At 33.3% G+C, this 25,634-nt stretch carries 22 protein-coding genes; 12 read left to right on the forward strand and 10 right to left on the reverse strand.

Annotated elements, in window-relative coordinates; genetic code table 11:
* Positions 1–83: 83 nt before the first annotated feature.
* Positions 84–527 (reverse strand): hypothetical protein, encoded by a 444-nt coding sequence (locus AD998_11265; protein ID KOY86643.1) that lies wholly within the window; start codon positions 525–527, stop codon positions 84–86.
* Between the two features lie 97 nt (positions 528–624).
* Here AD998_11265 and AD998_11270 point away from each other — a divergent pair, with 97 nt between their 5' ends.
* Positions 625–2,100: a hypothetical protein gene (locus tag AD998_11270; GenBank protein KOY86644.1), complete on the forward strand. Its 1,476-nt coding sequence runs from the start codon at positions 625–627 to the stop codon at positions 2,098–2,100.
* A gap of 99 nt (positions 2,101–2,199) precedes the next feature.
* On the forward strand, positions 2,200–4,092 hold the full coding sequence (locus AD998_11275) for a hypothetical protein (GenBank protein KOY86645.1): 1,893 nt from the start codon (positions 2,200–2,202) through the stop codon (positions 4,090–4,092).
* 50 nt (positions 4,093–4,142) lie between these two features.
* Here the strand turns inward: AD998_11275 and AD998_11280 are convergent, their stop codons facing one another.
* The 4 genes from AD998_11280 to AD998_11295 form a co-directional block, all read right to left on the reverse strand.
* Positions 4,143–4,382: a hypothetical protein gene (locus AD998_11280; protein KOY86646.1), complete on the reverse strand. Its 240-nt coding sequence runs from the start codon at positions 4,380–4,382 to the stop codon at positions 4,143–4,145.
* Between the two features lie 146 nt (positions 4,383–4,528).
* On the reverse strand, positions 4,529–5,500 hold the full coding sequence (locus AD998_11285) for a hypothetical protein (protein KOY86647.1): 972 nt from the start codon (positions 5,498–5,500) through the stop codon (positions 4,529–4,531).
* Between the two features lie 145 nt (positions 5,501–5,645).
* The gene (locus tag AD998_11290; GenBank protein ID KOY86648.1) at positions 5,646–6,161 is read right to left on the reverse strand and encodes a hypothetical protein; all 516 of its coding nucleotides are present in this window, start codon (positions 6,159–6,161) and stop codon (positions 5,646–5,648) included.
* A 13-nt stretch (positions 6,162–6,174) separates the two neighbouring features.
* On the reverse strand, positions 6,175–8,424 hold the full coding sequence (locus AD998_11295) for a ribonuclease R (GenBank protein ID KOY86649.1): 2,250 nt from the start codon (positions 8,422–8,424) through the stop codon (positions 6,175–6,177).
* Between the two features lie 138 nt (positions 8,425–8,562).
* Here AD998_11295 and AD998_11300 point away from each other — a divergent pair, with 138 nt between their 5' ends.
* Positions 8,563–9,138 carry a glutathione peroxidase gene (locus AD998_11300; protein ID KOY88165.1) on the forward strand — a complete coding sequence of 192 codons (576 nt, stop codon included), beginning with the start codon at positions 8,563–8,565 and terminating at the stop codon, positions 9,136–9,138.
* Between the two features lie 53 nt (positions 9,139–9,191).
* Here AD998_11300 and AD998_11305 read toward each other — a convergent pair whose 3' ends face one another.
* A complete protein-coding gene (locus AD998_11305; GenBank protein ID KOY86650.1) occupies positions 9,192–10,268 on the reverse strand; it encodes a malate dehydrogenase in 1,077 nt (358 codons plus the stop codon).
* A gap of 80 nt (positions 10,269–10,348) precedes the next feature.
* Between AD998_11305 and AD998_11310 the strand changes: the two genes are divergently transcribed.
* From AD998_11310 to AD998_11335, 6 genes are all read left to right on the forward strand, one after another.
* Positions 10,349–10,948 carry a hypothetical protein gene (locus AD998_11310; protein KOY86651.1) on the forward strand — a complete coding sequence of 200 codons (600 nt, stop codon included), beginning with the start codon at positions 10,349–10,351 and terminating at the stop codon, positions 10,946–10,948.
* A 120-nt stretch (positions 10,949–11,068) separates the two neighbouring features.
* Positions 11,069–16,105 carry a hypothetical protein gene (locus AD998_11315; GenBank protein KOY86652.1) on the forward strand — a complete coding sequence of 1,679 codons (5,037 nt, stop codon included), beginning with the start codon at positions 11,069–11,071 and terminating at the stop codon, positions 16,103–16,105.
* A gap of 18 nt (positions 16,106–16,123) precedes the next feature.
* Positions 16,124–16,813: a hypothetical protein gene (locus tag AD998_11320; protein ID KOY86653.1), complete on the forward strand. Its 690-nt coding sequence runs from the start codon at positions 16,124–16,126 to the stop codon at positions 16,811–16,813.
* A gap of 97 nt (positions 16,814–16,910) precedes the next feature.
* Complete coding sequence (locus AD998_11325; GenBank protein KOY86654.1) at positions 16,911–17,318, forward strand: hypothetical protein; 408 nt, start codon at positions 16,911–16,913, stop codon at positions 17,316–17,318.
* Between the two features lie 9 nt (positions 17,319–17,327).
* Positions 17,328–17,858, forward strand: coding sequence for a hypothetical protein (locus AD998_11330; protein KOY86655.1), 531 nt, complete (start codon positions 17,328–17,330; stop codon positions 17,856–17,858).
* A 298-nt stretch (positions 17,859–18,156) separates the two neighbouring features.
* Complete coding sequence (locus AD998_11335; GenBank protein KOY86656.1) at positions 18,157–19,854, forward strand: gamma-glutamyltransferase; 1,698 nt, start codon at positions 18,157–18,159, stop codon at positions 19,852–19,854.
* 91 nt (positions 19,855–19,945) lie between these two features.
* Here AD998_11335 and AD998_11340 read toward each other — a convergent pair whose 3' ends face one another.
* Positions 19,946–20,635, reverse strand: coding sequence for a hypothetical protein (locus AD998_11340; protein ID KOY86657.1), 690 nt, complete (start codon positions 20,633–20,635; stop codon positions 19,946–19,948).
* Positions 20,626–21,612 carry a hypothetical protein gene (locus tag AD998_11345; GenBank protein ID KOY86658.1) on the reverse strand — a complete coding sequence of 329 codons (987 nt, stop codon included), beginning with the start codon at positions 21,610–21,612 and terminating at the stop codon, positions 20,626–20,628. Before AD998_11345 ends, AD998_11340 begins: the two co-directional genes overlap by 10 nt.
* Positions 21,613–21,747: 135 nt before the next feature.
* Here AD998_11345 and AD998_11350 point away from each other — a divergent pair, with 135 nt between their 5' ends.
* Genes AD998_11350 through AD998_11360 form a run of 3 tightly spaced genes read left to right on the forward strand, consistent with a single transcriptional unit; the run spans position 21,748 to position 24,631 of the window.
* Positions 21,748–22,860, forward strand: a complete 1,113-nt coding sequence (locus tag AD998_11350; GenBank protein ID KOY86659.1) for a hypothetical protein — start codon at positions 21,748–21,750, stop codon at positions 22,858–22,860.
* Between the two features lie 60 nt (positions 22,861–22,920).
* Positions 22,921–23,592, forward strand: coding sequence for a hypothetical protein (locus AD998_11355; GenBank protein ID KOY86660.1), 672 nt, complete (start codon positions 22,921–22,923; stop codon positions 23,590–23,592).
* A gap of 1 nt (position 23,593) precedes the next feature.
* Complete coding sequence (locus AD998_11360; protein ID KOY86661.1) at positions 23,594–24,631, forward strand: hypothetical protein; 1,038 nt, start codon at positions 23,594–23,596, stop codon at positions 24,629–24,631.
* 128 nt (positions 24,632–24,759) lie between these two features.
* On the opposite strand, the gene AD998_11365 is transcribed toward AD998_11360, so the two are convergent.
* Together AD998_11365 and AD998_11370 are read right to left on the reverse strand one after the other, a co-directional pair.
* Complete coding sequence (locus tag AD998_11365; GenBank protein ID KOY86662.1) at positions 24,760–25,164, reverse strand: hypothetical protein; 405 nt, start codon at positions 25,162–25,164, stop codon at positions 24,760–24,762.
* A gap of 59 nt (positions 25,165–25,223) precedes the next feature.
* On the reverse strand, positions 25,224–25,631 hold the full coding sequence (locus tag AD998_11370; GenBank protein ID KOY86663.1) for a hypothetical protein: 408 nt from the start codon (positions 25,629–25,631) through the stop codon (positions 25,224–25,226).
* Between the last annotated feature and the right edge of the window lie 3 nt (positions 25,632–25,634).

Consider the following 25,634-nt stretch of genomic DNA (forward strand, 5'->3'; position numbering starts at 1 on the left):
TATTTGGAAGTTTAGAATAAATTTCATGAACTTCAATAAAATTAGTTTTGCTTAGATTTTTGTATAAGTAAGGAGTATTGAAATTAAACGCTTTTTAATATTTTTTCTTCCGATTCGGTAAGTTTACCAGACTCGAACATGAAATCAATCATAGCTTTCTTAAATTCTTTGTCAAAATTGCTGTTGGGTAATAATTCTAAAATACTTTTTTTGTCTTTCTGTAAATGTAAAGCATAACTCATGATAGAAGGTACGCCACATTCTATGGTGAAACGTAAAAAAATAACTTCTAAATTATCAGGCTCTAACTCTAACGCTTTATCAAAAAGCTTGCTACATTCCCAAAAATAAGCAAGTTTCATGGCTGGAAAAAAAGCATAATTACCTTTAAGAGCCTGAAAGCCTGCTTTATATGCCAAAAGAACAGCACTTTCTTCTTTTTCTTGAGCTATCAGCTCTTCTAATACTTTTAGTTTAGACTCTTGTTTGGAGGCATCAGAATATGCCTTGCGAAATGCTTTGTTCATTACAAAATGATTGATTGAGTAATCAAGATGATTAAAAAATTTGGTAAATCAAGAAAGATTTTGAAAATTTAGAGAAAAAATTACCTGACACCCTATCATGGAAACCATTACACTCAAAGAAAATGCTCTTTTATTAGAAAAACACATTGAAAAGGTAAAAGGGCAATTTACCCTCAATGATGCTGCTGCCATCACAGGTGTAGCTGTAGAACAAGCCAGAGAGAGCCTCAACGAACTGATGAGCAAGTACATCTGCCATCTGCAAGTCAGTGAAAATGGAGACTTGATTTACGATTTTGGCTCAAGCCCTACACGCAGAGGCGAAAAAAGTTTTGCAGAAATCTTAGATGGTATTAAAAATTGGCTTTGGAAGGCTTTTAAAATATTTTTTAAAGCTTGGATTACAGTTACTTTGGTTGTGTACTTTGTCATATTTGTCCTTTTACTCATAGCCATTATTATTGGTCTGACTGCCGCAAATAAAGATGATGACAGGAAAAGTAGTGGAGGTGGGGCTATGTTTAGGCTCATTGGAGATGTTTTTTATGCGATTTTTCGCTGGAATACCATTACAGGAGGTACTTATTACCAAAAAGACCAATATGGACAGCCTTATAAACATTACAAACCTATAGAATCTCAGATATTTAAAACAAACTCTACAGACCCCAAAGCCAAGAAGAATTTTATTTCGGCTGTTTACGACTTTGTTTTTGGTCCTCCTCGTGTGGAAATAGAACCCTTCGAGAATCAGAAGGAAGTAGCTGCTTATGCTCGCCAAAATAAAGGTGTAATGATTCTTCCTGAATTTAAGGCTCTTGCAGGTTGGAACAATGATGAAGCCCAAGAATTTATGACAGATTGTATAGGCAGATTCAATGGTTCGGCTGAAATAAGCCCCAATGCTGTTTTGTATGCAGATTTTTATGATCTGACTCGTAGTAAAACCCAAGCCCAAGATGGTAAAATAGAATGGTATTGGAACGAATATGAACCCGAATACGAACTTACAGGAAATACAACAGGCAAAAATGCAGGTGTGATAGCCATGAATGCATTCAACCTTATTTTTGCATCTCTTTGTTTGGTAGATGGAATAGATACTATTTACAATGGAAAGGTTGGACTTTTTACAGAAATGATAGAGCCTTATGTTGTGTTGTATGGTTTGGGAGTTGTTCCCTTCTTGTTTTCTACTATTTTCTTTTTAGTACCTGTTTTGCGTTATTTTAGCCTTATCCCCAAACGTAACAAAAGAAGACTCAATAACATCAAAAAACGCCTTGTAAAAGTCATTTATCAGCAGGGTGTAAGTAAAGATTTATCTTTGGATGAAATAGTTTCACAAGTAAATCAAGGAGATGTAGAGAAACTTTCTAAACCCGAAGTACAATCTATGATGAGTAAACTTATTATTGACTGGGGAGGAGAGGCTATCCCACAAGATGACGGAACAGTTCGTTATCAGTTTATCCAGCTTCGTGAGGAACTCCAAGAAATCCGAAATATCAGAGCCACCAGAGATGGGAAATCTGATTTAGGTAATATTTATATGGATACTGGGAAACTGTAAAAAAAACAAAAAAATACAAGGTTTTTACGTTTTAAAATGCTATATTTCTGATATGTCAAACTTAAAACATAAAAGCGTATGAAAAAAACTCTACTATTTATGGCTACTTTTATGGTAGCCTTTGTTTTTCAGTCTGTTGCTCAAATCAGTATAAAGGGCAAAGTTACTGATAAAGATGCTAACCCTGTTATTGGTGCAACTGTTTTTGTAAAAGGTAATACCAAATTGGGTGCAGTTACAGATGTGGATGGTTTATATGCCATTCATGATATTCCTAAAAATTCTGTTATCGTATTCAAAGCCGTTGATTTCAAAGATAAGGAAGTGCCAATCAAAGATGGCATGACAGTTCTAAATGTAGTGTTGGAAATTGATGGGAATATACAATACATCAGTGTTACTTCAACTGCTTATGGACAAATAAGAGGAGGGAAAAGAAAAGCCCGAAAAGCTCAAAAAGAAGCAGAAAGAGCTTATATTCAAGCTGAAAAAAGCATGAAATGGTCTACAAATGCACAAAAGCAGGCAAACCATAGTAAAAAAACAAAAGAACCCAACGACAACGATTACAGCAAAATAGTTGATAATACTTTCAAAGATTCCAAAAAAGAACCACTTTCTACGTTTTCCATTGATGTGGACAATGCTTCATACAGCCAAGTGAGGTCAAGTATAGAACAAGGTGAAATGCCCACAGCAGATGCTGTTCGTATTGAGGAACTCATCAACTATTTTGATTATGACTACGAAGAACCTAAAGGAGAGCATCCTTTTACCATCAACACTGAGTTAGCTTCATGCCCTTGGAATCCACAAAACAAACTCGTACACATTGGTTTGCAAGGCAAAAACCTTGATTACAAAAACCTCAAACCGTCTAACTTGGTGTTTTTGATTGATGTATCAGGTTCGATGTCAGATACAAATAAATTACCTCTTGTAAAAAAATCTCTATCTATCTTACTCAATGAACTTTCAGACAAAGACAAAATTTCGATTGTAGTGTATGCTGGTTCAGAAGGTTTGGTTCTTGAAGCTACTAAAGCAAGTGAGAAAGAAAAAATTATGACTGCTTTGGATAATTTGAGCTCAGGAGGCTCTACCAATGGTGGGGCAGGTATTGAGCTTGCTTATAAAATAGCTGAAGAAAACCTCATCAAAGATGGCAATAACCGAATTGTGTTGTGTACAGATGGGGATTTCAATGTGGGTGTAACCTCTACAGACGAATTGGTTAAAATCGTAGAAAAGAAACGACAAAAAGGAATTTATCTGACTATCTGTGGTTATGGAATGGGAAATTACAAAGATAGCTCTATGGAAGAAATCTCCAAAAACGCCAACGGAAACTATTTTTATATTGATAATCTTCAGGAAGCTCAAAAAGTATTTGCCAAAGAAATGAGAGCCAATATGTTTACCATTGCCAAAGATGTAAAAATACAAGTAGAATTCAATCCTCAATGGGTTCAGGCTTACAGACTCATTGGTTATGAAAACAGAGTGATGGCAAATGAAGATTTTAATGATGACAAAAAAGATGCTGGAGAATTGGGAGCAGGGCATACAGTGACTGCTCTTTATGAAATAGTACCAGTAGGAGTAAAAAGTGAATATGTCGCTAAAACAGATGATTTGAAATATCAACAAGCTCAACTTTCAAACCAGTCGCAAACCAACGAACTGATGACAGTGAAATTCAGATACAAGCCACTTAAGAAAGAAGAAAGTGTACTAATAACTCAAGTAATTGAAAACAATTCAAAAAATTGGGAGAATAGTTCAGATAATTTCAGGTTTTCGGCATCAGTAGCAAGTTTTGGAATGCTTCTGAGAGAATCGCCATATAAAGGAAAGAGTAATTATGAACAAGTCCTTTCAATGGCAAGGGGGGCAAAAGGAAAAGATGATAATGGTTATCGTTCTAATTTTATACAACTCGTGGAATTAGTTAAAACCCTCGAAAAACAGAAAAAATCAACGAAGGAATAAATGCAAAGGGCTGAATTTTCAGCCCTTGTGTTTTTTAACAAAAATCTATATTATTTTTTAAACATCTCAAACCATTCATAATCTGTAACACTCAAATATTCTTTGGGAACTTCTTTTAATAGAACTCCATCCTTAGTATTTGGTTTATATACAGGTTTTTTTGTTTTAATAAACTCTATGTTTAATTCTTCATTTTTATGACTAAGAAGAGGATAAATGAACTCCATAGTATCAATTTTAAGCCCATTCCATTGATATTTATACAATCCTACTTCACCAGGGTGTCTCATTTTTTTTCTTGTTCTCTAAACTCTTTTATCAGAATAGAATCACTTTTTTGGCAGTTTTTTATTCTTTAGCTTGCTGGCAACTGAAAAATAAAACAAGAAAAAAGAATGTAAGCGTTTTATTTGCCATATTTTCAAATATATTTTATTTAATCCCTTAAAGGAATCTCAATCCGTGTTAGTTTCTTTGTTTTGATATCAAAGGAATAAATTTTTGCATTAAAATTATATCTTCTATTCACAATTGTTAGAATTGAAAAAAATATTTTTTCATCTTTTTTATCAAAACGAAGAAAAATAGGCATTGCTTGTTCTTCTTTACCAAAAGATGACCAAATTTCTTCACATTTATGGTCTTTTAAACTCATGATATACAGTTGATAAGGAGCTGTAAAAGCTATTTGCTTATTGTGGTGGGATAAGGCTGGTGTGCCATAAAAATTATCCTTGATTTCTGGTCGTGGATTATTAATAACTTCTACTTTCGTTTTTACTGTATCAGCAAGTGAAAGTAAATAAAATCCTTCAGTAGCATTATTGCTAATAAGCTTGCAAAGCACCGTATCTCCTTTTTTATTTGGTTGTATATTTGACAATTGGTAAGCACGAAAGTTTGTAAGTTTTTGAGATTTATCAGCATCATATTCTGTTAAATATAAATCAATTTTGTGTGGAGCTTTTCTTGCCATTGGAGAGTAATTGGTTACAACTTCTGCTCCACAATATAGAATTTTCTCTCCATTAGGTAAAAAAGAAGCCTCTGTAACATATATTTTCCCATTTGTTAGATTTTTTATTTTTTTTGTTTCTAAATGAATGGAATATAAATCACTATTTTCTGAATTTAAATCTTTTGATAAAAAAAGTATTTTGTCTCCCTTTGGTGAATAAATAGGGTTGGTGTAATATCCTTTAGTTGTTGTCAAAGGTGTTATCTTATGATTTATAAGAGAATAAATATACAAAGATGAGCCTTCCTTATTTGATATAGATATTACGAGATTCTTATTGTCTGGGGAAATATCAAAAAATGGTGATAATTCTTCAGCAGGAGTATTATCTTTCTGTCCAAACAAACTTATTGATATAAATAGCAAAATTATAATAAATGTGTTTTTCATACTTATAAATTGTTTTAAAGTTTAACGTTGATTTTTGAATGAGTTGTTTTAGAATAAATAGATAGTTTTTTAGCAACCAGCCATCAATAATTTTTACCTAATATTTTTTCTGTAGGCTCACAAGAAAGAACACTATAAAATTTTTTTAAAAACATATCGAAATGCCAAAGAAAATAGGCATTGCCAAGCAAATCAAAAGAATTAAGCCTATCAGGAAAGGAAACCCACCCAAAATAAGCCCTATAATAGCCAAACCTCGCCCTCGAAACTCCTTTTTCTTGCCTGTTTTACCAATTGCTCTGATGCCATAAATAATAGCAAAAATGGCAAGAATGAAACCTATTCCAAGAAATAGTGTCAGATAAGCCAACAAACCAAATAAAAAAGCCTTTTTGCTATCAGGGTGAATAGGTTTTTTTTTGTTTTTCTGAGAAGAAGTAGCTTTATTTAGCTTCTTTACAAGTATTTTGGTAGCTAATCTTTCTGTGAAATTTAATTTTTTACCCTTTTGCTTCTCTAAAGCCGTTTTAAGCTCAAAATAAGTAATACTCTTTTGCTCTTTTGGTAAAACTTTACTGGTGTCAGAAACAATAGGGGCTTTGTTCGGCATATTAGCTGAACAAAGCCCTAAAATTAAAAATAAAGCATATATCAATTTCATAAAAAAGGATATTTTATCTTTTTCGTCTGTAGCTGTTATTACTTTTTCGTACAGTTTTTTGGTTGGTTGTTTTTCCTACAACATTTTTAATAGTTTTTGTATGCGAAGAACCTTCAAGCTCTAAATCTATCGTTCTTTTTTGTAAATCGGCATCTATGACTTTTACTTGTACTTTATCGCCAAATGCAATGATTTTTCCTGTTTTCTTGCCTACAATTCTATAATTTTGAGCATCCAATTCATAGAAATCATCTTTTAGTTCGCTCATGCGTACCATCCCTTCCGATTTGGTGTCAATAATCTCCACATAAATCCCGAAATCTGTTACACCTGTTACAATACCATTCCAAATTCTGCCATCATCTTTGAGTTTCATAAACTCTACTTGTTTGTATTTGATGGAAGCTCTTTCTGCTTCGGCAGCACGTTTTTCTCTATCCGATGAGTGTTTACATTTTTCTTCATAAGCATCTTTCGATACACTTTTTCCTTTTTCTAGATAATGCTCTAAAAGCCTGTGAACCATCACATCAGGATAACGGCGAATAGGAGATGTAAAATGTGTATAATGTTTGAATGCTAAACCAAAATGTCCAATAGCATCAGTACTGTATTTTGCTTTCGACATGGTACGAACAGCCAAATTCTGAAGTACATCTTGTTCGGGCTTTCCTTCTAAGGCTTCAGTCATTTTATTGAAAGAAGCGGACATCTTTTTGCCTTCTGTTTCAATTTTATAACCCAAACGAGCCACAAAACGAGCAAAAGTTGCAAGTCTTTCTTTGTCAGGAGCTTCATGGATTCTATACACCATTGTAGGGCGTTTATCGCCTTTGCCCATATTGTAAATAAACTCTGCTACACGCTTGTTGGCAAGCAACATGAACTCTTCAATGAGTTTATGAGCCTCTTTTCTGATTTTAGGTTGCAACGAAATAGGCGTACCATTTTTATCCAAAACAAATCTTACTTCGGGGGTTTCAAAACTGATAGCACCATCTTTAAAACGTTCTGCACATATTTTCTTGGCTAAATCATTTAAAATATTGATTTCATTAGCAAAATCTCCTTTTTTAGTTTCAATACGTTCCTGAGCTTCTTCGTAAGTAAAACGTCTTGCAGAATGAATGACAGTTCTTCCAAACCACTCTGAAATTAAATTGGCGTTGTTGTCCAACTCAAAAACAGCTGCAAAAGTAAGTCTATCTACATGCGGATTGAGTGAACAAAGTTCATTTGAAAGCCTTTCTGGAAGCATAGGAATCGTTCTATCTACCAAATATACCGAAGTAGCTCTTTCAAAAGCTTCTTTATCGAGTATCGAATTGGATTTTACATAATGGCTTACATCAGCAATGTGTACACCAATTTCCCAGTTGCCATTCTCAAGTTTCTTGAGAGAAAGGGCATCATCAAAATCTTTGGCTGTTTCGGGGTCTATGGTAAAAGTGGTAACCTTCCTGAAATCTCTTCTCTTAGCAATTTCTTCTTCTGTAATATCATCACCAATACGTTTAGCAGCCTGTGAAACATTTTTAGGAAACTCAAAAGGCAAATTATACTCTGCCATAATTGCATGAATTTCCGTTTCGTGTTCACCAGGTTTACCCAATACTTTGCTTACTTTTCCAACGGGTTTTTTGCCAATTTTATGCCACTCTATAACTTGTACAATGACTTTATCACCGTTTTGAGCTTTACCAATATCCGATAAAGGTACATAAATATCTACATACATTTTTTTGCTACTGGTTACCAAAAAAGCATGATTTTTCGATATTTGAATGATTCCTGAAAAAGTATCAGTTTTTCGTTTCACAACCTCCAATACTTCTCCCTCCATACGTGCATTTTCGTATGGGCTAGAATATACTGCTACTTTTACCGTATCTCCATCTAAAGCATTTCCAATGTCATTTGCATCAATACGAACGTCATTAGCCAGACTTTCTGACATAAAATAAGCATATTTGGAGTTTACAAAATCTATTGTTCCAACAAGTGTATCAGGGTGTTCTTCTTGGCATTTGAAACGTCCATGTTCATTGAGATAAATAAATCCATCTTCCAAAAGCTCTTCTAAAACTTGTTCTACATCTCTTTTGGCTTGTTTTCCTTCTAAATGCAATTCTCTGATGATGGTACGAGCTGAATATCCCCATAATTTAGGGCGAGTCAGCAATTCTTTGATTTTTTGAGTTAAACTTTCAGGGGAAATAACAGTTGATTTTTTACTGGTAGTTTTCTTAGTTTGTTTTTTCATTTTTATTACATTATTTGTTAATACTAAAAGAAACAGCAAAAGCTTTTAATAAAAACTTGCTGTTTTCAAAACTTTTTAGCAAGATAAATGTTTTTTAAGCAAAAACCTAAATCTCCCACTACAATGTTCAAATCTATCATGATTCCCTTGGTGTTGCTCTCTGCTTGTTTTGGAGCTAATACCATCAAATCGAAACCAGAAAATACACAAAACACCACAATTATGCAGGATGAAGCAACTAAAAAGTCTTTTTATGATTTCAAAATGGAAGCCATAGATGGCAAAATGATTGATTTCAGTCAATACAAAGGTAAAAAAGTATTACTTGTCAATGTAGCTTCTAAATGTGGCTATACACCTCAATATGAGCAATTGCAGGCTTTACATGAGAAATATGGAAACAAAGTAACCATTTTGGGCTTTCCTGCCAACAATTTTGGTAGCCAAGAACCAGGTACAAACGAGGAAATCGCTACTTTTTGTAAGAAAAATTATGGTGTAACATTCCAAATGTTTCAAAAAATATCTGTAAAAGGCTCTGATATGCATCCTTTATACAAATGGCTTTCAGATAAAAGCCAAAATGGTTGGAATGACCAAGCTCCTTCATGGAATTTCTCTAAATATTTGGTAAACGAAAAAGGCGAACTCGTAAAATTCTATGGCTCAGGTGTCGATCCAGTCGGAGATGAGATGCTTAAAGCAATTCAATAATAATGTAATAGATATACATAACAAAGGCTTGAGATTTTCTCAAGCCTTTGTATTTAAAGCTTTTCAACACCTAATTTTTCAGCCAACTTATTCAAATCTTCTATCACAGCATTCATCAATGGAATACCATTTTCCATTCTTTCTGCTTCATAAAGCCTTTCAGGGTCACCAGGGATAATCACTTTTTTACCTTCTACTGCTTTGGCATTTCTGAACGTATTTATCCAGTTATCCATGTGTTTTTTAAAGTCTTCTGCTGGTCTGAAGGCATCAACTCTGATAGCTCCAAAAAAGTGTCCAATACCTTCACCCACAGGGTTTTCGGGCATGGGTAAATAACTCACAAAAGGAGGTACCCAAGAGGCATAATTAGCTCCTGAGAAAACAGCTGAGAAAATATCTACAATAGCTCCTAAACAATACCCTTTGTGGCTTCCGTGTTCGTAGTCACTACCCAAAGGAAGCAAAGCTCCGCCTTTTTTACGAGCCTGTGTATCAGTAGTGATAGCCCCAGTTTCATCTTGTAGCCAGCCCCAAGGAGCATCTTCTCCTTTTCGTTCCAAAATCTCAAATTTGCCATTGGCAGCCGTAGTTGTAGCAAAATCAGCCACAAAAGCAGGTTGCGAAAGGGCTGGAATCGCAACAGCAATAGGATTTGTACCCAATAGTTTATCAATTGAGTAAGTAGGAGCTACAATGGGGCTTGCATTGGTCAAAGCAATGCCTATCATATCTGCTTCAAGAGCCATCATGGCATGATAGCCAGCAATCCCAAAATGATTGGAGTTTTTCACAGAAACCCAACCTGTTCCGCAGTTTTTAGCTTTTTCGATAGCTACTTGCATAGCCTGAGGAGCAACCACCAAACCCACACCTGCATCACCATCCATAGTAGCAGTAGAAGGGGTTTCGTACACGTTTTCTACTTTTGGATTTGCATTGAGCCTTTTGGCTTCCCAGAGTCGTACATAGCCAGAAAGACGAGCAATTCCATGAGAATCGATGCCTCTTAAATCTGCTTTAAGAAGAACTTTGGTAGCCAAAGTGGCATCTTTTTCAGAAAAACCAATCGCTAAAAAAACTTTTTGGCTAAAATTTTGTAGTATATGATAAGGAAATACTTGTAACATCTTTTATTTCTTTTGAATGAAACCAAAAATAAATGTAATTTTGCAAACCTATAAATAATTCAAACCTTTATAAAATTATGATGAAAAAATTAATACTTCCTGTGTTGGTACTTCTTTCTCATGTTGCTTTTTCTCAGGACTTAATGAATAAAATGTCAAAAGATGCTTGTGGTTGTATTGAAAAGAAAACAGCTCAAGGAGAAAAAGATATTCAGCAACTCATGCAAGCATGTGTAATGGAAGCCATGATGAACAACATGAATGAATTTATGCAACAATATGGTGATGCTATGCAAGACCCTAAGAAAATGGAGTCTTTTGGTATGGAATTAGGCTTGAAACTCACTAAAGACTGCCCTGCTTTTATGAAAGTTGCAGGTAGTAGTGGTAATTTTACCATGAAAGGTGAAGTAGTAGGAGTTGATAAAACATTATCTTTAGAAGGCACTGTGGAAAGCATCAAATCGAAGGGCTTAGTAATCATTACTTTGGTTTCGAATGGTGTAAAAGAGGAGTTTATGATTTTGGAGCGTTTTGAGGGTTCAGAAAATGTATTTGGAAAAGAAAAAGAACTCAAAGGTAAACGAATAGCAGTTGAATATAAAGAAATGGAAATCTACAATCCTGATAAAAAAGCATTTGAAAAGCAAAAAGCTGTCAAAAGTGTAAAAATGAAATAAACCAAAGCCCTTCTAATGTAATAGAGGGGCTTTTTGTTATGAACCTTCTGATAACTCATTATTGTATTTCTGCTTACTTTTTGTTTCTTTTGTGTATCAATGAAAAAGAAAAATGTTGCTATGAAATATATTTGGTTTACAACGCTGTTTCTCATTTTACATTTTAATTCGCTCAGAGCTCAAATATATGGTAATGAATGGATAAACCCTTCTCAGAGTTATTTTAAAATACCTGTTACTCAAAAAGGTTTCTACCGCATTCCACAAAGCCAACTGATAGGTGCAGGTATGCCAGCCAATGTAAATCCACAAAACATTCAAATATTTCATAGAGGACAAGAACAAGCTATTTTTGTAGCAGGAGAGGGTGATGGCGTTTTTAATACAACTGATTATATTGATTTTTATGGAAAAGGAAATGATGGTGCTACTGATACAGAATTATATTATCCTATTCAGTCCCAGCAAGTAAACCCTTACTACAATCTACATTCTGATACAACAGCCTATTTTGTAACTTTTAGAACAGGTACTTTGGGAAAAAGAATGAATCAGGTGAATTTGCCTAACATTGGCTATACACCTGAAAACTTTGCTTTTGAAGAAAGAATAAATGTTTTGGCAGAGCAACTATCGCCAGGGAGAAACTTTTTTGCTTCTGCCACTTTTGCGTACATGAGTAGCTATGATAGAGGTGAGGGGCATACAAGTGCTCCTATTTATAGTGGTAATAGAGATTTTCTGATTTCTATTCAGAATGCTACAACAGCCTCCAAAAAACCACGCATAGAAATAGGTTTTGTCAGTAGAAATTCAACCAACACCGCTTTGGCTTTTCAGGTAGGGGCTTCTACTGGTAGTTTAAGAACTATCCAAAATACTACTGTAAGTAATTATAGTAAGGGTTTTTTAAGTTTGGAATTAGAATTTTCTGATTTACCTACTAATGGAAACTTAATTGTAAGAGCTTTGAATAATGGTGGTGGAGGTTGGTTTTCAGTTACATATATCAGATTATTGTATCCACAATCCTTAAATGCAAATAATCAAGCTGAAAAAGAGTTTGTATTAGATACCAATGTAGGAGCTACTTCTTTGGTAAATATATCAAATGTAGCTTCGGGAAGCAATTTGTATGATATTACTGATTTGAATAACATTGCTCAAATAACCTACACTGGTGTGGGTACTATTTCGGCTATTGTGCCCAATACCAATGCCAACAGAAGATTATTTTTAAGTAATAATTTTAAAAATATAATTGATATTAAGCCTGTTACATTTGCCAATATCAATCCTTCACAAATAGATTATCTCATTGTTTCACACCCCAAGCTTATGCAATCGGCAGGAGGGTATAGTAATGTAGTACAAGCTTATGCTGACTATCGAGCTTCTGTGGCAGGAGGAAGTTATAGACCTTTTGTAGCCAATATCTTACAATTATATGACCAATTCAATTATGGAGAAGTGAGCCCTATGGCTATTCGTAATTTTGCCAAATATTGTTATAATAATGGCTCTCCTAAATCTTTATTTTTGATAGGTTACTCTATAACATTGCGTCCTTTTGATGCAACGTATGGTTTTACCTATTTTACAAGTTATGATATCCGAACCAATTCAAGCCATTTTTCTCTGAATTTAGTACCTACTTGGGGTTTCCCTGGGTCTGATGTGCCATTTACAGCAGGTTTTGATGGTACATACCAATATGCTCCAGCTATTCCAACAGGTAGATTAGTCGCTCAGAATCCTCAGCAAATTGCCAATTATCTCAATAAAGTAAAAGAACATGAAGATGCTTTTGGAAAAGGAGATACTTGGCGTAAAAACATTTTACATTTAAGTGGTGGAATCAGTGCTGGGGAGCAAGCATCACTTAAGTTTTTTTTGGAATTATACAAAACTATAGCCATCAACGATTTCTTAGCAGCTTCTGTAAAAACAGTATCTAAAACTACCAACTCAAATGTTGAATACGTAAATATAGCAGATGAACTCAATAATGGAGTGGCTCTGATGACATTTTTTGGACACTCTGGAGCAAATATTACAGATATTGAAATTGGACAATGTTCTGATGATGCCCAAGGTTATCGAAACAAAGGTAAATATCCAATGCTTCTTGGAAATGGTTGTAGTTTGGGTGATGTATATTCAGGAAAATCTACCCAATCAGATGACTGGATATTTACAGCAGAAAGAGGTTGTATTGCTTGGCTTGCCAATACTTCTTTGGGTTTTGCTTCAAACCTGAATAATTACTCAAACAGATTTTATTCTAATGCTTTTGCTAATGCTGCTTATTTTGGAAGCCCTATTGGTGTAATCAATCAACAAGTTTGTCGTAGCTATGGTACATCAGCTTCTCCCAATCTAGATTTAGCACATGTTCAGCAAATGGCATTGCAAGGCGACCCTGCTGTAAGGCTACAAAGTGGCAATGCTCCTGATTTTTATACTCAAAATAGCTGGCTTTCTTTAGAAGGTTTTAACAATACACCTATTACAGCAAGAGCTGACTCTTTACAGCTTAAAGTACGCATTGCCAATTTATCCAAAACAACCAATCAGCTTTTTGAAATATCTGTACGCCAGACTTTGAGCAATGGGACAATTATAGACCATACACCCGAAAAGAAATTTAATGACCCACGCAAACAAGATACACTCAGTTTTACCATCAAACGTCCACAAGGAACAAGTTTTTTTGGTAACAATAGAATTGAGGTTCAATTAGATTGGAAAAATGAAATACCTGAAGTTTTTGAAAATAATAATATTGGCGTTTTAGAATTTTTTATCCCAGATTTTGGAGCAAAAGCTCTTTTTCCGCCAGAATACAGCATAATAAGCAGTCAGCCTGTAAAGTTGGTTGCTCAAGCCTCCAATTTACAACTAGAATTCAGAGATTATGTATTTGAATTAGATACAACAAACCGATTCAATAGTCCAGTTAAACGTTCTCAAATTGTACCTGCTGGCAGTATAGCTACTTGGGAAACATCTTTACTGACTGATAGATTACCTTCAGATAGTATTGTGTATTATTGGCGTGTCAATTATGCTGATGCAGTGAATAATCCTAATATTTTGTGGGATGAAAGCAGTTTTATTTATATCAAAAATAGCCCATCAGGTTGGTCACAAAGTCATTTTCCTCAATTTTCTAAAAGTACAGATGTAGGCATTATAAAAAATGATATTCAACGAAAATGGGAGTTTCAGCAAGTCCAAAACAGAATTCGAGTTACTACTTTTGGCAAGGATAGCCCAAATGGAGGGAGTGGTTTTAGCAATGTCAGTTGTGTACTCAACGATTTGCCACTGATTACCCCTTCGGATATAGATGCTTGTGCAGTCAATAGTTTGCTTCTGGTAGTTTTCGATAAAGAAAGCAAACTGCCTATTCAGGCTTTGGGAGGAACAAGTACAGGCGTTCCTATTTGTGGTAGAAGACCTTCTGTGGTATATTATTTTTCTAACACAGCTCTTATCAATGGAGCTTTGTCTAGTGGTGTTCTGATGATACCACAAGACAGTTATGTACTTATTTTTAACAAAGGAAACATTACACAAACTGCTTGGGATGTTGCAAAACCTGCACTATTGAGTATAGGAGCAAGCCCTGCTGCTTTGGCAACACTCAATGAGGGTGAACCCTACATTTTACTTACACAAAAAGGCGGAAATCGTTTACAAGAAATAATAGCCACATCGCTCACTACACCCACCCAAGAAACCATACAACTGGATTTTAATTTAGGAGGAGGTTTTACAAAAGGAACGGTTACATCTACCAAAATAGGTCCTGCAACCAATTGGGGAACTTTATACAAAAAAATACAAACTACGGAACCTTCCAATAGTCCTGATGTATGGAATTTGAGTATTATCGGTGAAACAAATACAGGCATGCAAGTAGTTTTGAATAACAATGTACCTCAAAATCAGTATGCGTATGCAATTAGTAATATAGATGCTAATATTTATCCATATTTGCGTTTAAGACTGTACAGCCGTGATAGCATCAACTTTACACCTACACAACTCAAACGTTGGCAAGTAATTTATGATGGAGTACCTGAAGGGTTTTTGAATACAGAAAAAGTAGGTTTAGAAAAATACAAGATTACACCCAAACAAGAAGGAGAAAGTTTTAGTGTACCTTTTGCCTTTGAAAATATTTCAGGTAAAAATTTTAATACAGATTCATTATCAGTACAATACACTTTGCTCAATAAAACAAAAGGTACAGAGCAAATTCGTACATTTAAAATTAAATCCCCAAAAATCAAAGAATTTACAGAGTTTAACATTCCTGTTCAGACATTTGATAGTGATGGTGAAAATGTATTGAGAGTGTATGTAAACCCCAAAGAAGTACCTGAACAATATTACGACAACAATATATTGGAAGTAAAGTATGATGTTTTAAGAGATAATAAAAATCCTATTTTGGATGTAACTTTTGATGGTACTCGTATTTTGGATGGTGATATTGTTTCTCCTAATCCACTTATACGCATACGTTTGCGTGATGATAATCCATTTTTACAGAAAAAAGATACAGTAGGTCTGGATGTACGCTTCAAACGCCCTTGTGAAAATTGCGATTTTGAAAAAATTGCGTTTAGTAACCCTGATATTCGTTGGAGAAGCGAAGGCAGAAACATTGATTTAGAATTCACACCCAAAAACCTCACTGATGGCGTTTATACGCTTCGTGTCAATGGTGAAGATGCTAAAGGCAATAGAGCAGGAATAGAGCCTTATCAGATTAGTTTTGAGGTGATTACAGAGTCTTCTGTTACTAATGTATTACCTTATCCCAATCCATTTTCGGGTTCTACAAGGTTTGTATTTACGCTTACAGGCTCAGAAGTACCTCAGGAAATGAAAATACAGATTTTAACTGTTTCTGGAAAAGTAGTCAGAGAGATTACACAAAGCGAACTCGGAGCTATCCGAATTGGCAATAATATTTCTCAGTTTGCTTGGAATGGCACAGATGAATTTGGTGACAGACTTGCCAATGGCGTTTATTTGTATAGAATAATCATGAAGCTCAATGGACAAGAAATAAAACATCGAAACACCAAAGCCGACAAAGGATTTAAGAAAGGCTATGGGAAATTGTATATTTTGAGGTAAAAGAAACATAGTGGATTTATGAGCTTAATTAATATTTGTACTAAATTATATCGATATGATATAGAAGAACCACCAAAAAATTGGGATGATAACTTCAAAAATCCAGAGTATCAAACTGGTAGTGAACACAAAAACAAAGCAAATCTATATTTTTTTATAGATACAAAAGAAACAGCTAAAAAATTAGTTGAAAATGTTAAAATAAAACAATTTAATCAATACTACATTTCAAGTTGTGAAACTATGTATATGTTAAAAATAATAGATTTTGATGGATTAAATATATATGGAATGCTTGATGTATTGTATCATTTAAAAATAAATGTTATGACGGATGATTTTAAGACTTATATAGATAATTCACAACTGGAAACATTTAAAAAATTTCAAGACCCATATGATACAATAAAAAATATCGATAACAAAATAAATAAAAGCTCTCAAGATTATTTATTAAAAATAGAAGCCTTCTCAAAGTTAAAGTTAAATGATAGTTGGAAACTTGAAGAAGATAACAGCGGAGTTTTTGGACAAAGATTAACAGATTTTGATAATGGTATAGAATTTAAAAAATTAGTAGGAGCATTGAATAAAAAAATAGATGGATATAGATGGAAAGAAAATAAAGATAATGATGGATTCACATATTGCTTATTTAATTCAAAGAAATTAAGCCCACCAAAATCAGAAGTATTTCAAATGGTTTAACAAATTATAAAAACATCCAACAAAATAATCTACCATATTTATACGTTTTTGGAATATATCAAATCCAAATAATATGATAAGCACATTATACCTTGTAATGACTTTGTTTTTAAGTGTTTTTATCCCCACGTCCCAAAAAGAATCAGATGTTATTGCCAGAAGCAACCAACTAGATAGTTTAATTATGAAATATCGTTCAAATGAGGCTGAAAAATTTTATGCAGAGAACTTTATTTTAACCACATCTATTGGAAAGAAGAAGATTAAATCAGACATTTTGAAAGATATTGCTAACAAAGAAATAAAATGGGAAGTTAATCATACATCTCAAATTGGAGTTAGAATATTAGATAAAACAGCAATATTAACGGGAATTCTGCATCAAAAAGGAAATTATATGGGTAAAGAATTTGATGTGAAACTTCATGTTACTGATACATGGGTATTCAGAAACAACGAATGGATTCTTTTGGCTGGGCATGCTTCAGCATTGCCTAATAAATAGTTTTTACATATGGCTTGGGATTTTATCATTAGCGGAGAACTGTGTTTTTCTAGTGAAGCACAAATAGATAGATGGTTGCAAACAGAAATTCACCCAGAAAATTATGGAGATGATGTGTTTCCTTTTACAAAACCATTAAAATGGATATCGTTTGAGGAAAGTTTGACAGTCGAAAAGTTTAAACTTCGCTGGGAGGAATTTTTCAAAAGGGAAATATATCCTTTAGACTTTGAAATAGAAAAGCAAGAGACAAAATTGGTTTGGAGGGGATATCTGGATAAAGATACAGTAGTAGATTTGGGAAATGAAATTGCAGGAGCGTTTCGCTGTGCGGGTACACATGGAGCTACTGGAGAACTTTATTTTATTGGGATTGGTAATACAATTGCTCTCCAAATAACAACTAACCCTCAAAAAACGGAAATTATAGAACTAACAGCAGAAGTAGCTGATGAATTTGTAGAATCTGAGAGAGTAATAAGTATTCTAAACTGGAGCGAAAAGCTAATTCATGATAGAATGAAAAAGAAAAAAGGCTAAAAAATACTTTATATTTGATAGCTTATATCTTTTAATAAGTAATTTAATCCCAAATAACATCATAATCTTGTGTTTTGCCTTTTGGGTCACGACAATACAAATGAGCTGGTACTATAGTCAGTGTATAAATAGCTTTATCATTTAGAAAACTGACTTGTATATCCAATTTTCCTTCCGTAAACATCTCTGGTTTTTTTGAAGTATATTTTATTCAATACATAAAAAAATGGTTTATTGAATGATTTAACAACATTTTATCTGATACAATCGTTATCATTAAAAATTAAACAAGTTTATCATGTATATTAAACAACTAACTCTTATTGTATTTTTGATGGGTATTTTGCAGTCAAAAGCCCAAGATCGTGTAACAGGTAGAAATTTTGCCACTCGTTCGGAGGTAATTGCCCAAAACGGAATGGTAGCAACAAGCCATCCGCTTGCCACTCAGGTGGGCTTAGACGTACTCAAAAAAGGAGGTACAGCCATTGATGCAGCCATTGCAGCCAATGCAACACTTGGACTGATGGAGCCAACAGGCTGTGGCGTTGGAGGAGATTTATTTGCCATTGTTTGGGATGCTAAAACCCAGAAATTGTATGGATTGAATGCATCTGGAAAATCCCCTAAATCACTGACACTCGATTATTTTAAACAGAAAGGCATGAAAGCCATTCCTTCGTTTGGGGTGCTTCCTGTAAGTTTACCAGGGGCAGTAGATGGTTGGTTTGAACTTCATAAAAAGTTTGGTAAACTCAAAATGCAAGATGTTTTACAGCCTGCTATTGGTTATGCTGAAAATGGTTTTCCTGTAACTGAACTGATAGCCTATTATTTACAGGGTTCATACAATCGTTTTCAGAATAATCCTAATTTTAAAGAAACCTACAGCATCAATGGAAAAGCTCTCCAAAAAGGAGATGTATTCAAAAATCCTTTACTTGCCAATACATATAAAAAATTGATAAAAGGTGGTAGAGATGAGTTTTACAAAGGAGAAATAGCTAAAATTATAGATGCTACCATGAAAAAACAAGGTGGTTTTTTGAGTTATGAAGATCTTGCAAGCCATCAGTCAGAATGGATAGAGCCTGTTTCAACCAATTACAGAGGTTACGATGTTTGGGAACTGCCTCCCAACGGACAAGGGGCTACAGTGCTTCAAATGCTCAATATTTTGGAAGGTTATGAATTTAAACCCGAAGATTTTGGGACAGCTCGCCACATTCATTTGTTTACGGAAGCCAAAAAACTGGTTTTTGAAGATAGAGCCAAATATTATGCAGACCCCAATTTTGCTAAAATTCCTCTGAAGGAGCTGATTTCTAAAGAATACGCTAAAAAACGCAGAGAACTGATAAATCAAAACAGAGCCAATTATAATTACAAAGCAGGTGATAATTTTGCCAAAGAAACCATTTATATGTGTGTGGCAGATAAAGATGGCAACATGATTTCACTCATTCAGAGCAATTATAGAGGTATGGGTTCAGGTGTGATACCTGATGGTTTGGGTTTTATGCTACAAAATAGAGGAGAGCTTTTTAGCCTTGAAGAAGGACATAACAATGTGTATGCACCACAAAAAAGACCATTTCATACCATTATTCCTGCATTTGTGACTAAAAATGGTAAACCACTGATGGCTTTTGGCGTGATGGGAGGGGATTTTCAGCCTTTGGGGCATACTCAAATTATTATGAATATCGTAGATTTTAAAATGAATTTGCAAGAAGCAGGGGATGCTCCACGTATTGACCATTTGGGTTCTACAGACCCCACAGGAGCAGAAGAACGAGATGCAAGAGGAGGAACAATTACTTTAGAATCTGGATTTGATTATGAAACTATTCGCAAACTGATGCAAATGGGGCATAAAATTGGTTATGGATTTGGGGGTTATGGTGGTTATCAGGCGATTTGGTGGGATGCTGAGAAAAAAGTGTATTATGGAGCTTCCGAAAGCCGAAAAGACGGTCAAGCAGGAGGATATTAACAAAAAGGGCTGATTTCAGCCCTTTTTTGTTTTATTTATAAATTATAAAAATTACAAGGTTTAAAATCAAGATTATAGAATGAGATAGAACTTAATTACTTTTATCTATAATATTTTTTACTTGTTGTTTATAACTGATTCCAATGGGAATATTGATGTTATCTGAAATTAAACATGAGTTATTATTTAATTGTTGTATTTCATTTTTTTGAATAATAAATTGTTTATGACACCTAACGAATCCATAAGGTTCTAATACTTTCAAGATATTTTTCATGGTGATATGCAAAACAATCATTTTTTTATCTTTAAAATGTATCTTTACATAATTTCCCACAGATTCAACAAATAAAATTTCTAATGGATAAATAGGTTCAGGATGATTTTCGATGTAAACAGTATCACTTAATAGGTCTTGTTTTTGAGATATTTGTATCTTTTGAACGGCTTTTAAAAAACGTTCCAAAGAAACAGGCTTTAAAAGATAATCTATTACGCTATACTCATAACCAACTAATGCATATTCGCTATAAGCTGAAACCATGATTACTTTGGGTGGATGAATGAAAGAGTTTAAAAACTGTATGCCATTTAAGTCAGGCATTTCTATATCAAGAAAAATAAAATCAACAGTATGATGATTGATATAGTGAAGGGCTTCAATAGAATTATCAAAAGTTTGTAAAACGTTGATAAAGCCCGTTTTCTTACAATGAATTTTTAAGACTTCTTGAGCATCTAACTCATCATCAATAATAATACAATTCAGGTTCACAGACATAACTCTAAATTTGCTATGAATTTACTGTTTTCTTGTTTAATAATCAATCTGTATTTGTCTGAGTATTTAAAATCCAGTCTCTGACGTAAATTTGATAAACCTGTTCCCAAAGATTCTGCATTGGGCGTTTTGATCATATAATTACTGGTTTTTAGTAAAACTTGGCTCTCAACTACCTCCAAATCAATTTGAATATGGCTTTCTTGGTTATTGGAAATGCCATGTTTAAAGCAATTTTCTATCAAAACAATGAGAACATTTGGAGGTATCATTAAATTCCAATTCTTGATATCAATATTGACCTCCAATTTTACTTTTTTGGAAAGTCTTCTTCTTTCAAATGCAATATAACTTTCAATAAAATCAATCTCTTTTTTTAGCTCAATCAGATTCATTTCTGTGGTTTCTAACTGATATCTAAGCATTTGGGCTAATTGTGTAACCATGTCTGCTGCTGAGGCTGAGTTTTGAAGACACTGTAAATAAATGCTATTCAAAGTATTGAATAAAAAGTGAGGGTTTAATTGTTGCCTGAGGAGCTTTATCTCAGATAATAACTTTCTGTTTTTATATAAATCATATTCATTTTTATACTTGATACGGTCATAAATGATGTAAATGAGCGTTGTAAATAACTGGAGGAAAATCATTGAAAACAAATGAAAAATAAAATTGTTGCTATAAACTTCAACATCAGAGAAAGGAAATAGAAGAGCAAAAACAAGAGAAATGATAATCAAAGAAGTGATATAAACTATAAAGAAACGAATGTAATAATGCTTAAAAAATAAAAACTCTAACAAGGCTATATGAAAAATAGCCATCAAAAAATATACGAAGAATAAACGAAATTGAAAAGCCAATCCAAAATACAATGTATCTGAAACTCCTTTGGGTATTAAAAAGCTCATTATAGAGCAAAGAAGCCCCAAAATACCCAAAATTATTTTCCATTGATGATTTTTTAGAAATTTCATAAGCATTATATCTTTTTAACTTGATTTTTGATGAATGCAATTCATCAAAAAGAAGTTTTATACGTCAAATAACAGTTTTTTTATAATTTTTTAGGTGATTAATTTGGCTTTCACTTCATCAAAAATATCACAAAAATGAAAAAAAACATGAAAATATTCAGCCTATTATTCTTATTATCTTTCATGATAGGATGCAAAAAAGACGTTTCTCAGCCGTTCATCAAAGGTGGAAATCCTGTTGGTTTAATTGATACAAGAGGATTAGACAGGTATATAAACATTGCTCAAAGGCTTTCTAATCAACAAGAACCTTCTCAACAAGAATGGGATTCTCTTTTTGTTACCCCTTTTTATCATCTATTCATTTATCAATACAAATACTCCACTCCAGATGAACAAAAAAATGAACTTCGAGTGGTTTACAAATCACAAAATTATACATCAGAGCAACTCGCTAAATATGCACATCATTTTGAGTATAAAAAAAGATTGGATTCTCTTCAGGCATATTCAAACAATATCAAAAATGGCTTGATTAGAGAGGAGTTAAAAAAATACCTATTTCCTTATTTACCCAAACGTTTACAAAATATGGAAGTGCCTCCTGTTGTTTATACATATTACTTTGGAGAAGAAGCAAATGGGCTTGAGAATATGATTCTGCAAGATGCTTTATTGGCATTTAAAGTAGATAATTATGCGAAAGGTGTTTTAACAGCTCATGAAGCCTTCCATTCCATAGCAACCAAATCACTGATATCACGCTATCAAGTAAAACTCAAAAGTACGGATGTTCGCTCTATCATTACTGAATCACTCATAGGAATATCTCAAGAAGGTATAGCAGATTTAATAGATAAGGAAATTTTAGGAAAAGTAGGTTCACCTGTTTATGATGTTTTTCAAACATTTACAGTTAATGAAGAGGAAAAATCTATTAATTTTATTAAGAACTTAGACAAAGAATTAATCAGAATCAGTCAAAATCCATTTATTAGTGATTTAAAAGCATTTAAACAGTCTATTATGGCGTATGCTGGTCATCAGCCTGGTCGGTACATGGGAAAAGCTATCAAAATTACAGGTCAATTAAATGATTTAATTACAGATATAGAAAATCCTTTTGCTTTTATATATGCTTATAACAAAGCTGCCAATCAACTCAAAGGTAATTATCCTGTATTTTCTAACGAATCCCTCAACTATCTCAAATCTATTGAGCAACAGATTATAAAACCTTTGAACTAATCTATTTTAAAATACCATTAGACTAATATCAAAGTTTAAGAGAAATAAAAAAACGAATATATGGCAACAATCAATCTAATATCAGCAACATTACTTATTACATTATTTATAAGTAATTCAATTTTTGCTCAGAAGTATAGCATGATAAGTGAGCAAAAGCAAGAAGTTCCAATTTCAATATTTAGTAATTTTATTTTTCAAGGCATCTATCCAGGTTTTAGAATGGGTATTGAACAACCTTTAAAGCATACAACCTTTTCAGACAAAAGGGGTAATTTTTTAAAGTATAAGGAGCAGTCTGTTCAGTACAGCATAGGCTTTTATTATCATGGTGGTTTCCACACTAATTTTTTTGCAACAAGCGAATATGTTTTTAGACGAATCTCTAAAAATGGATTTATCACGGAATTTAAAACAGGACTTTCACTAAGCAGAACATTTTTAGGGGCGACTACTTATGAGGTAAATGGTAATGGAAGTGTTCATAAAATTAATGGAGTTGGTGATTTCTATTTTATGCCATCATTAAATTTTGGGATAGGTAAAGATTTTGGGATTAAAAAACCTTCGTTTCCACTTATTTTAACTGTAAACACAAATCTGGCGGGGCTTTTACCATATAATGGTTTGATATTACCTACACCTATGCTTGAAATTGGTTTAAGGTATAAATTTAAAAAGGGATTTACAGTAAAATCAAAAAATATTAGCAAACAACACAAATCTAAATAAAATGAAAAACATATTCTTCATTGGAACTATTATTTTCTTATTCTCTGCTTGCCAAAAAGAAGATATTACATTTTCGCCTAACACAAAAGATTTATTCTATATAAAACACAAAGGGGCATCTATGCCAGTTTTAGTTGAGGGCAATACTATTCAGAAAGCTTTTATTCTTGTAGTTCATGGTGGACCAGGTTCTGACGCTATACTAACTATGAATGGCAGTTTCATGGACATCCTAGAAAAAAATTATGCTGTAGCATATTGGGACCAACGAAATTCAGGAAATACACAGGGAGGTGCAAATCATAACAACCTGAATTTAAAAACCATGACGGAAGATTTAAGAGTTGTTATACTAACCCTTAAACATAGATATGGTAATAATATCAGTATTTTTCTTTACAGTCACAGCTTTGGAGGCTGTTTGAGTGCTTCCTTTCTTACCACAAATGATAATCAAAATTTAGTCAATGGTTGGATTAATATTGATGGTGCACACAATTTTCCATTGACAGATATGGAGAGCAAAGCAATGCAAATACAGTTAGGTACTATTGAAAAGAATGCAGGTCGTAATATTGCGGAATGGACTAAGATCATTGATTATGCGAACAATAATGACCCACGAAAAAATTCTAAGACTTCTGAAAAATTTAATGAAAATGCTTACAGTGCCATTAAATTAATGGAAGAAGTGAATAAAATTGAATTTCCAAAGACGAATGATTTATCATACTCTCAAAACTCTCTCATGTCTCGTCTAATGAATTTTAAGAGTATTTATTTTAATAGTGGAATGGAACAAGAGTTATTTAATGCTGAATTCTCTTCCAAATTAAATACTATATCAAAACCAACATTATGTTTGTTCGGAAAATACGATTTTGTTGTTCCACCTGCTTTAGCAGATGATGTTATAAATAACATTGGTTCAAGCTATAAGAAAAAGGTGATATTTGAAAAAAGTGCCCATGACCCATATTTGACGGAGACTACTAAATTAAATATGGAAATTATTGATTTTATTGAAAAATTTAAGTAGAAAAGCTTCAAAATGTAAAGTTACTTTGGATTCGAGTAATGATATAATCATTGACTTTACATTTTGAAAAATATTTTTAGACTTAACAAAAAATAAAACAAAAAGGGCTGATTTCAGCCCTTTTTGTTTTATTTACACACTTCAAATACATAGGGAGTTTCTTTCCATGCATTTGTGTTATAGTTTTTAGACTTGAAAATAATATTTAAAGTTTCACCAGCTTTTGTTTTTTTGATGCTCCAAGGCTTATTTGTCCACTCAGAGCCTTCACCAATAGAAGGGATTTTTTTCTCAAAAACGGGCTGAATGATACCATTTTTGATGGTACCAGTAAAAGATGCGTTTGCCTGCGTTCCAGCATAGTCATCTGTGGTGAGGGTTCCAGCGATTTGGTTATTGGGTAAAAATTTGATTTTAATAGTTGTTTCAGATTTTAAACCTGCATTAGAAAAGCATTTTTCCTGCGATTGAGCCAATGTTTGGAGACTCAAAATCATACAAAAAGCAAAGAACGTAATTTTGAAAAACTGCATAATAATTTTTGATTTAAAAGTGAATAGATGTTTTGTTTCAAATACTGTACCATTAATAATTATTTCTTCATATTTTCCTCTAACTCATTATGCAATTCTCTCATACCATTTACATATACACCATTCAAAATATATTCTTTTTGTTGGGTTTTGATAATTAAATTCTGATACAGAGCATTTCCTGCTTTTTTATCCAATATTTGATAGTTTACAATATCTTGTAAAGGTATGATTGTAGTTTTTCTTGTAATCAAATCTTGGACAGTAAGTTTTTGTTTATCAATAGAATACTGCTTATAGTTTGATGATAGCGAAAGAATAAGAATAAGAAAACATAAAAAGAAAACCAAGCCAATTCTGAAATCATCTAGGCTATTGAGTTTATCCAGAAATACCCACAAAAGTACAGGCATTGCAACAAGAAAAACAGGAATCCAGTAGGCTTTAGATTTAAGAGTTGTTGTCATAAT

This window comes from bacterium 336/3 (assembly GCA_001281695.1).
Lineage (GTDB): Bacteria > Bacteroidota > Bacteroidia > Cytophagales > Thermonemataceae > Raineya.

Coding starts and splice junctions, on each gene's coding strand:
- AD998_11340 (KOY86657.1), bottom strand. CDS start 20,635: ATGTCTGTGAACCTGAATTGTATTATTATTGATGATGAGTTAGATGCT.
- AD998_11365 (KOY86662.1), bottom strand. CDS start 25,164: ATGCAGTTTTTCAAAATTACGTTCTTTGCTTTTTGTATGATTTTGAGT.
- AD998_11325 (KOY86654.1), top strand. CDS start 16,911: ATGACTTTGTTTTTAAGTGTTTTTATCCCCACGTCCCAAAAAGAATCA.
- AD998_11305 (KOY86650.1), bottom strand. CDS start 10,268: ATGTTACAAGTATTTCCTTATCATATACTACAAAATTTTAGCCAAAAA.
- AD998_11315 (KOY86652.1), top strand. CDS start 11,069: ATGAAATATATTTGGTTTACAACGCTGTTTCTCATTTTACATTTTAAT.
- AD998_11370 (KOY86663.1), bottom strand. CDS start 25,631: ATGACAACAACTCTTAAATCTAAAGCCTACTGGATTCCTGTTTTTCTT.
- AD998_11360 (KOY86661.1), top strand. CDS start 23,594: ATGAAAAACATATTCTTCATTGGAACTATTATTTTCTTATTCTCTGCT.
- AD998_11335 (KOY86656.1), top strand. CDS start 18,157: ATGTATATTAAACAACTAACTCTTATTGTATTTTTGATGGGTATTTTG.
- AD998_11285 (KOY86647.1), bottom strand. CDS start 5,500: ATGAAAAACACATTTATTATAATTTTGCTATTTATATCAATAAGTTTG.
- AD998_11350 (KOY86659.1), top strand. CDS start 21,748: ATGAAAAAAAACATGAAAATATTCAGCCTATTATTCTTATTATCTTTC.
- AD998_11355 (KOY86660.1), top strand. CDS start 22,921: ATGGCAACAATCAATCTAATATCAGCAACATTACTTATTACATTATTT.
- AD998_11290 (KOY86648.1), bottom strand. CDS start 6,161: ATGAAATTGATATATGCTTTATTTTTAATTTTAGGGCTTTGTTCAGCT.
- AD998_11275 (KOY86645.1), top strand. CDS start 2,200: ATGGCTACTTTTATGGTAGCCTTTGTTTTTCAGTCTGTTGCTCAAATC.
- AD998_11270 (KOY86644.1), top strand. CDS start 625: ATGGAAACCATTACACTCAAAGAAAATGCTCTTTTATTAGAAAAACAC.
- AD998_11330 (KOY86655.1), top strand. CDS start 17,328: ATGGCTTGGGATTTTATCATTAGCGGAGAACTGTGTTTTTCTAGTGAA.
- AD998_11295 (KOY86649.1), bottom strand. CDS start 8,424: ATGAAAAAACAAACTAAGAAAACTACCAGTAAAAAATCAACTGTTATT.
- AD998_11300 (KOY88165.1), top strand. CDS start 8,563: ATGATTCCCTTGGTGTTGCTCTCTGCTTGTTTTGGAGCTAATACCATC.
- AD998_11310 (KOY86651.1), top strand. CDS start 10,349: ATGAAAAAATTAATACTTCCTGTGTTGGTACTTCTTTCTCATGTTGCT.
- AD998_11265 (KOY86643.1), bottom strand. CDS start 527: ATGAACAAAGCATTTCGCAAGGCATATTCTGATGCCTCCAAACAAGAG.
- AD998_11280 (KOY86646.1), bottom strand. CDS start 4,382: ATGAGACACCCTGGTGAAGTAGGATTGTATAAATATCAATGGAATGGG.
- AD998_11320 (KOY86653.1), top strand. CDS start 16,124: ATGAGCTTAATTAATATTTGTACTAAATTATATCGATATGATATAGAA.
- AD998_11345 (KOY86658.1), bottom strand. CDS start 21,612: ATGAAATTTCTAAAAAATCATCAATGGAAAATAATTTTGGGTATTTTG.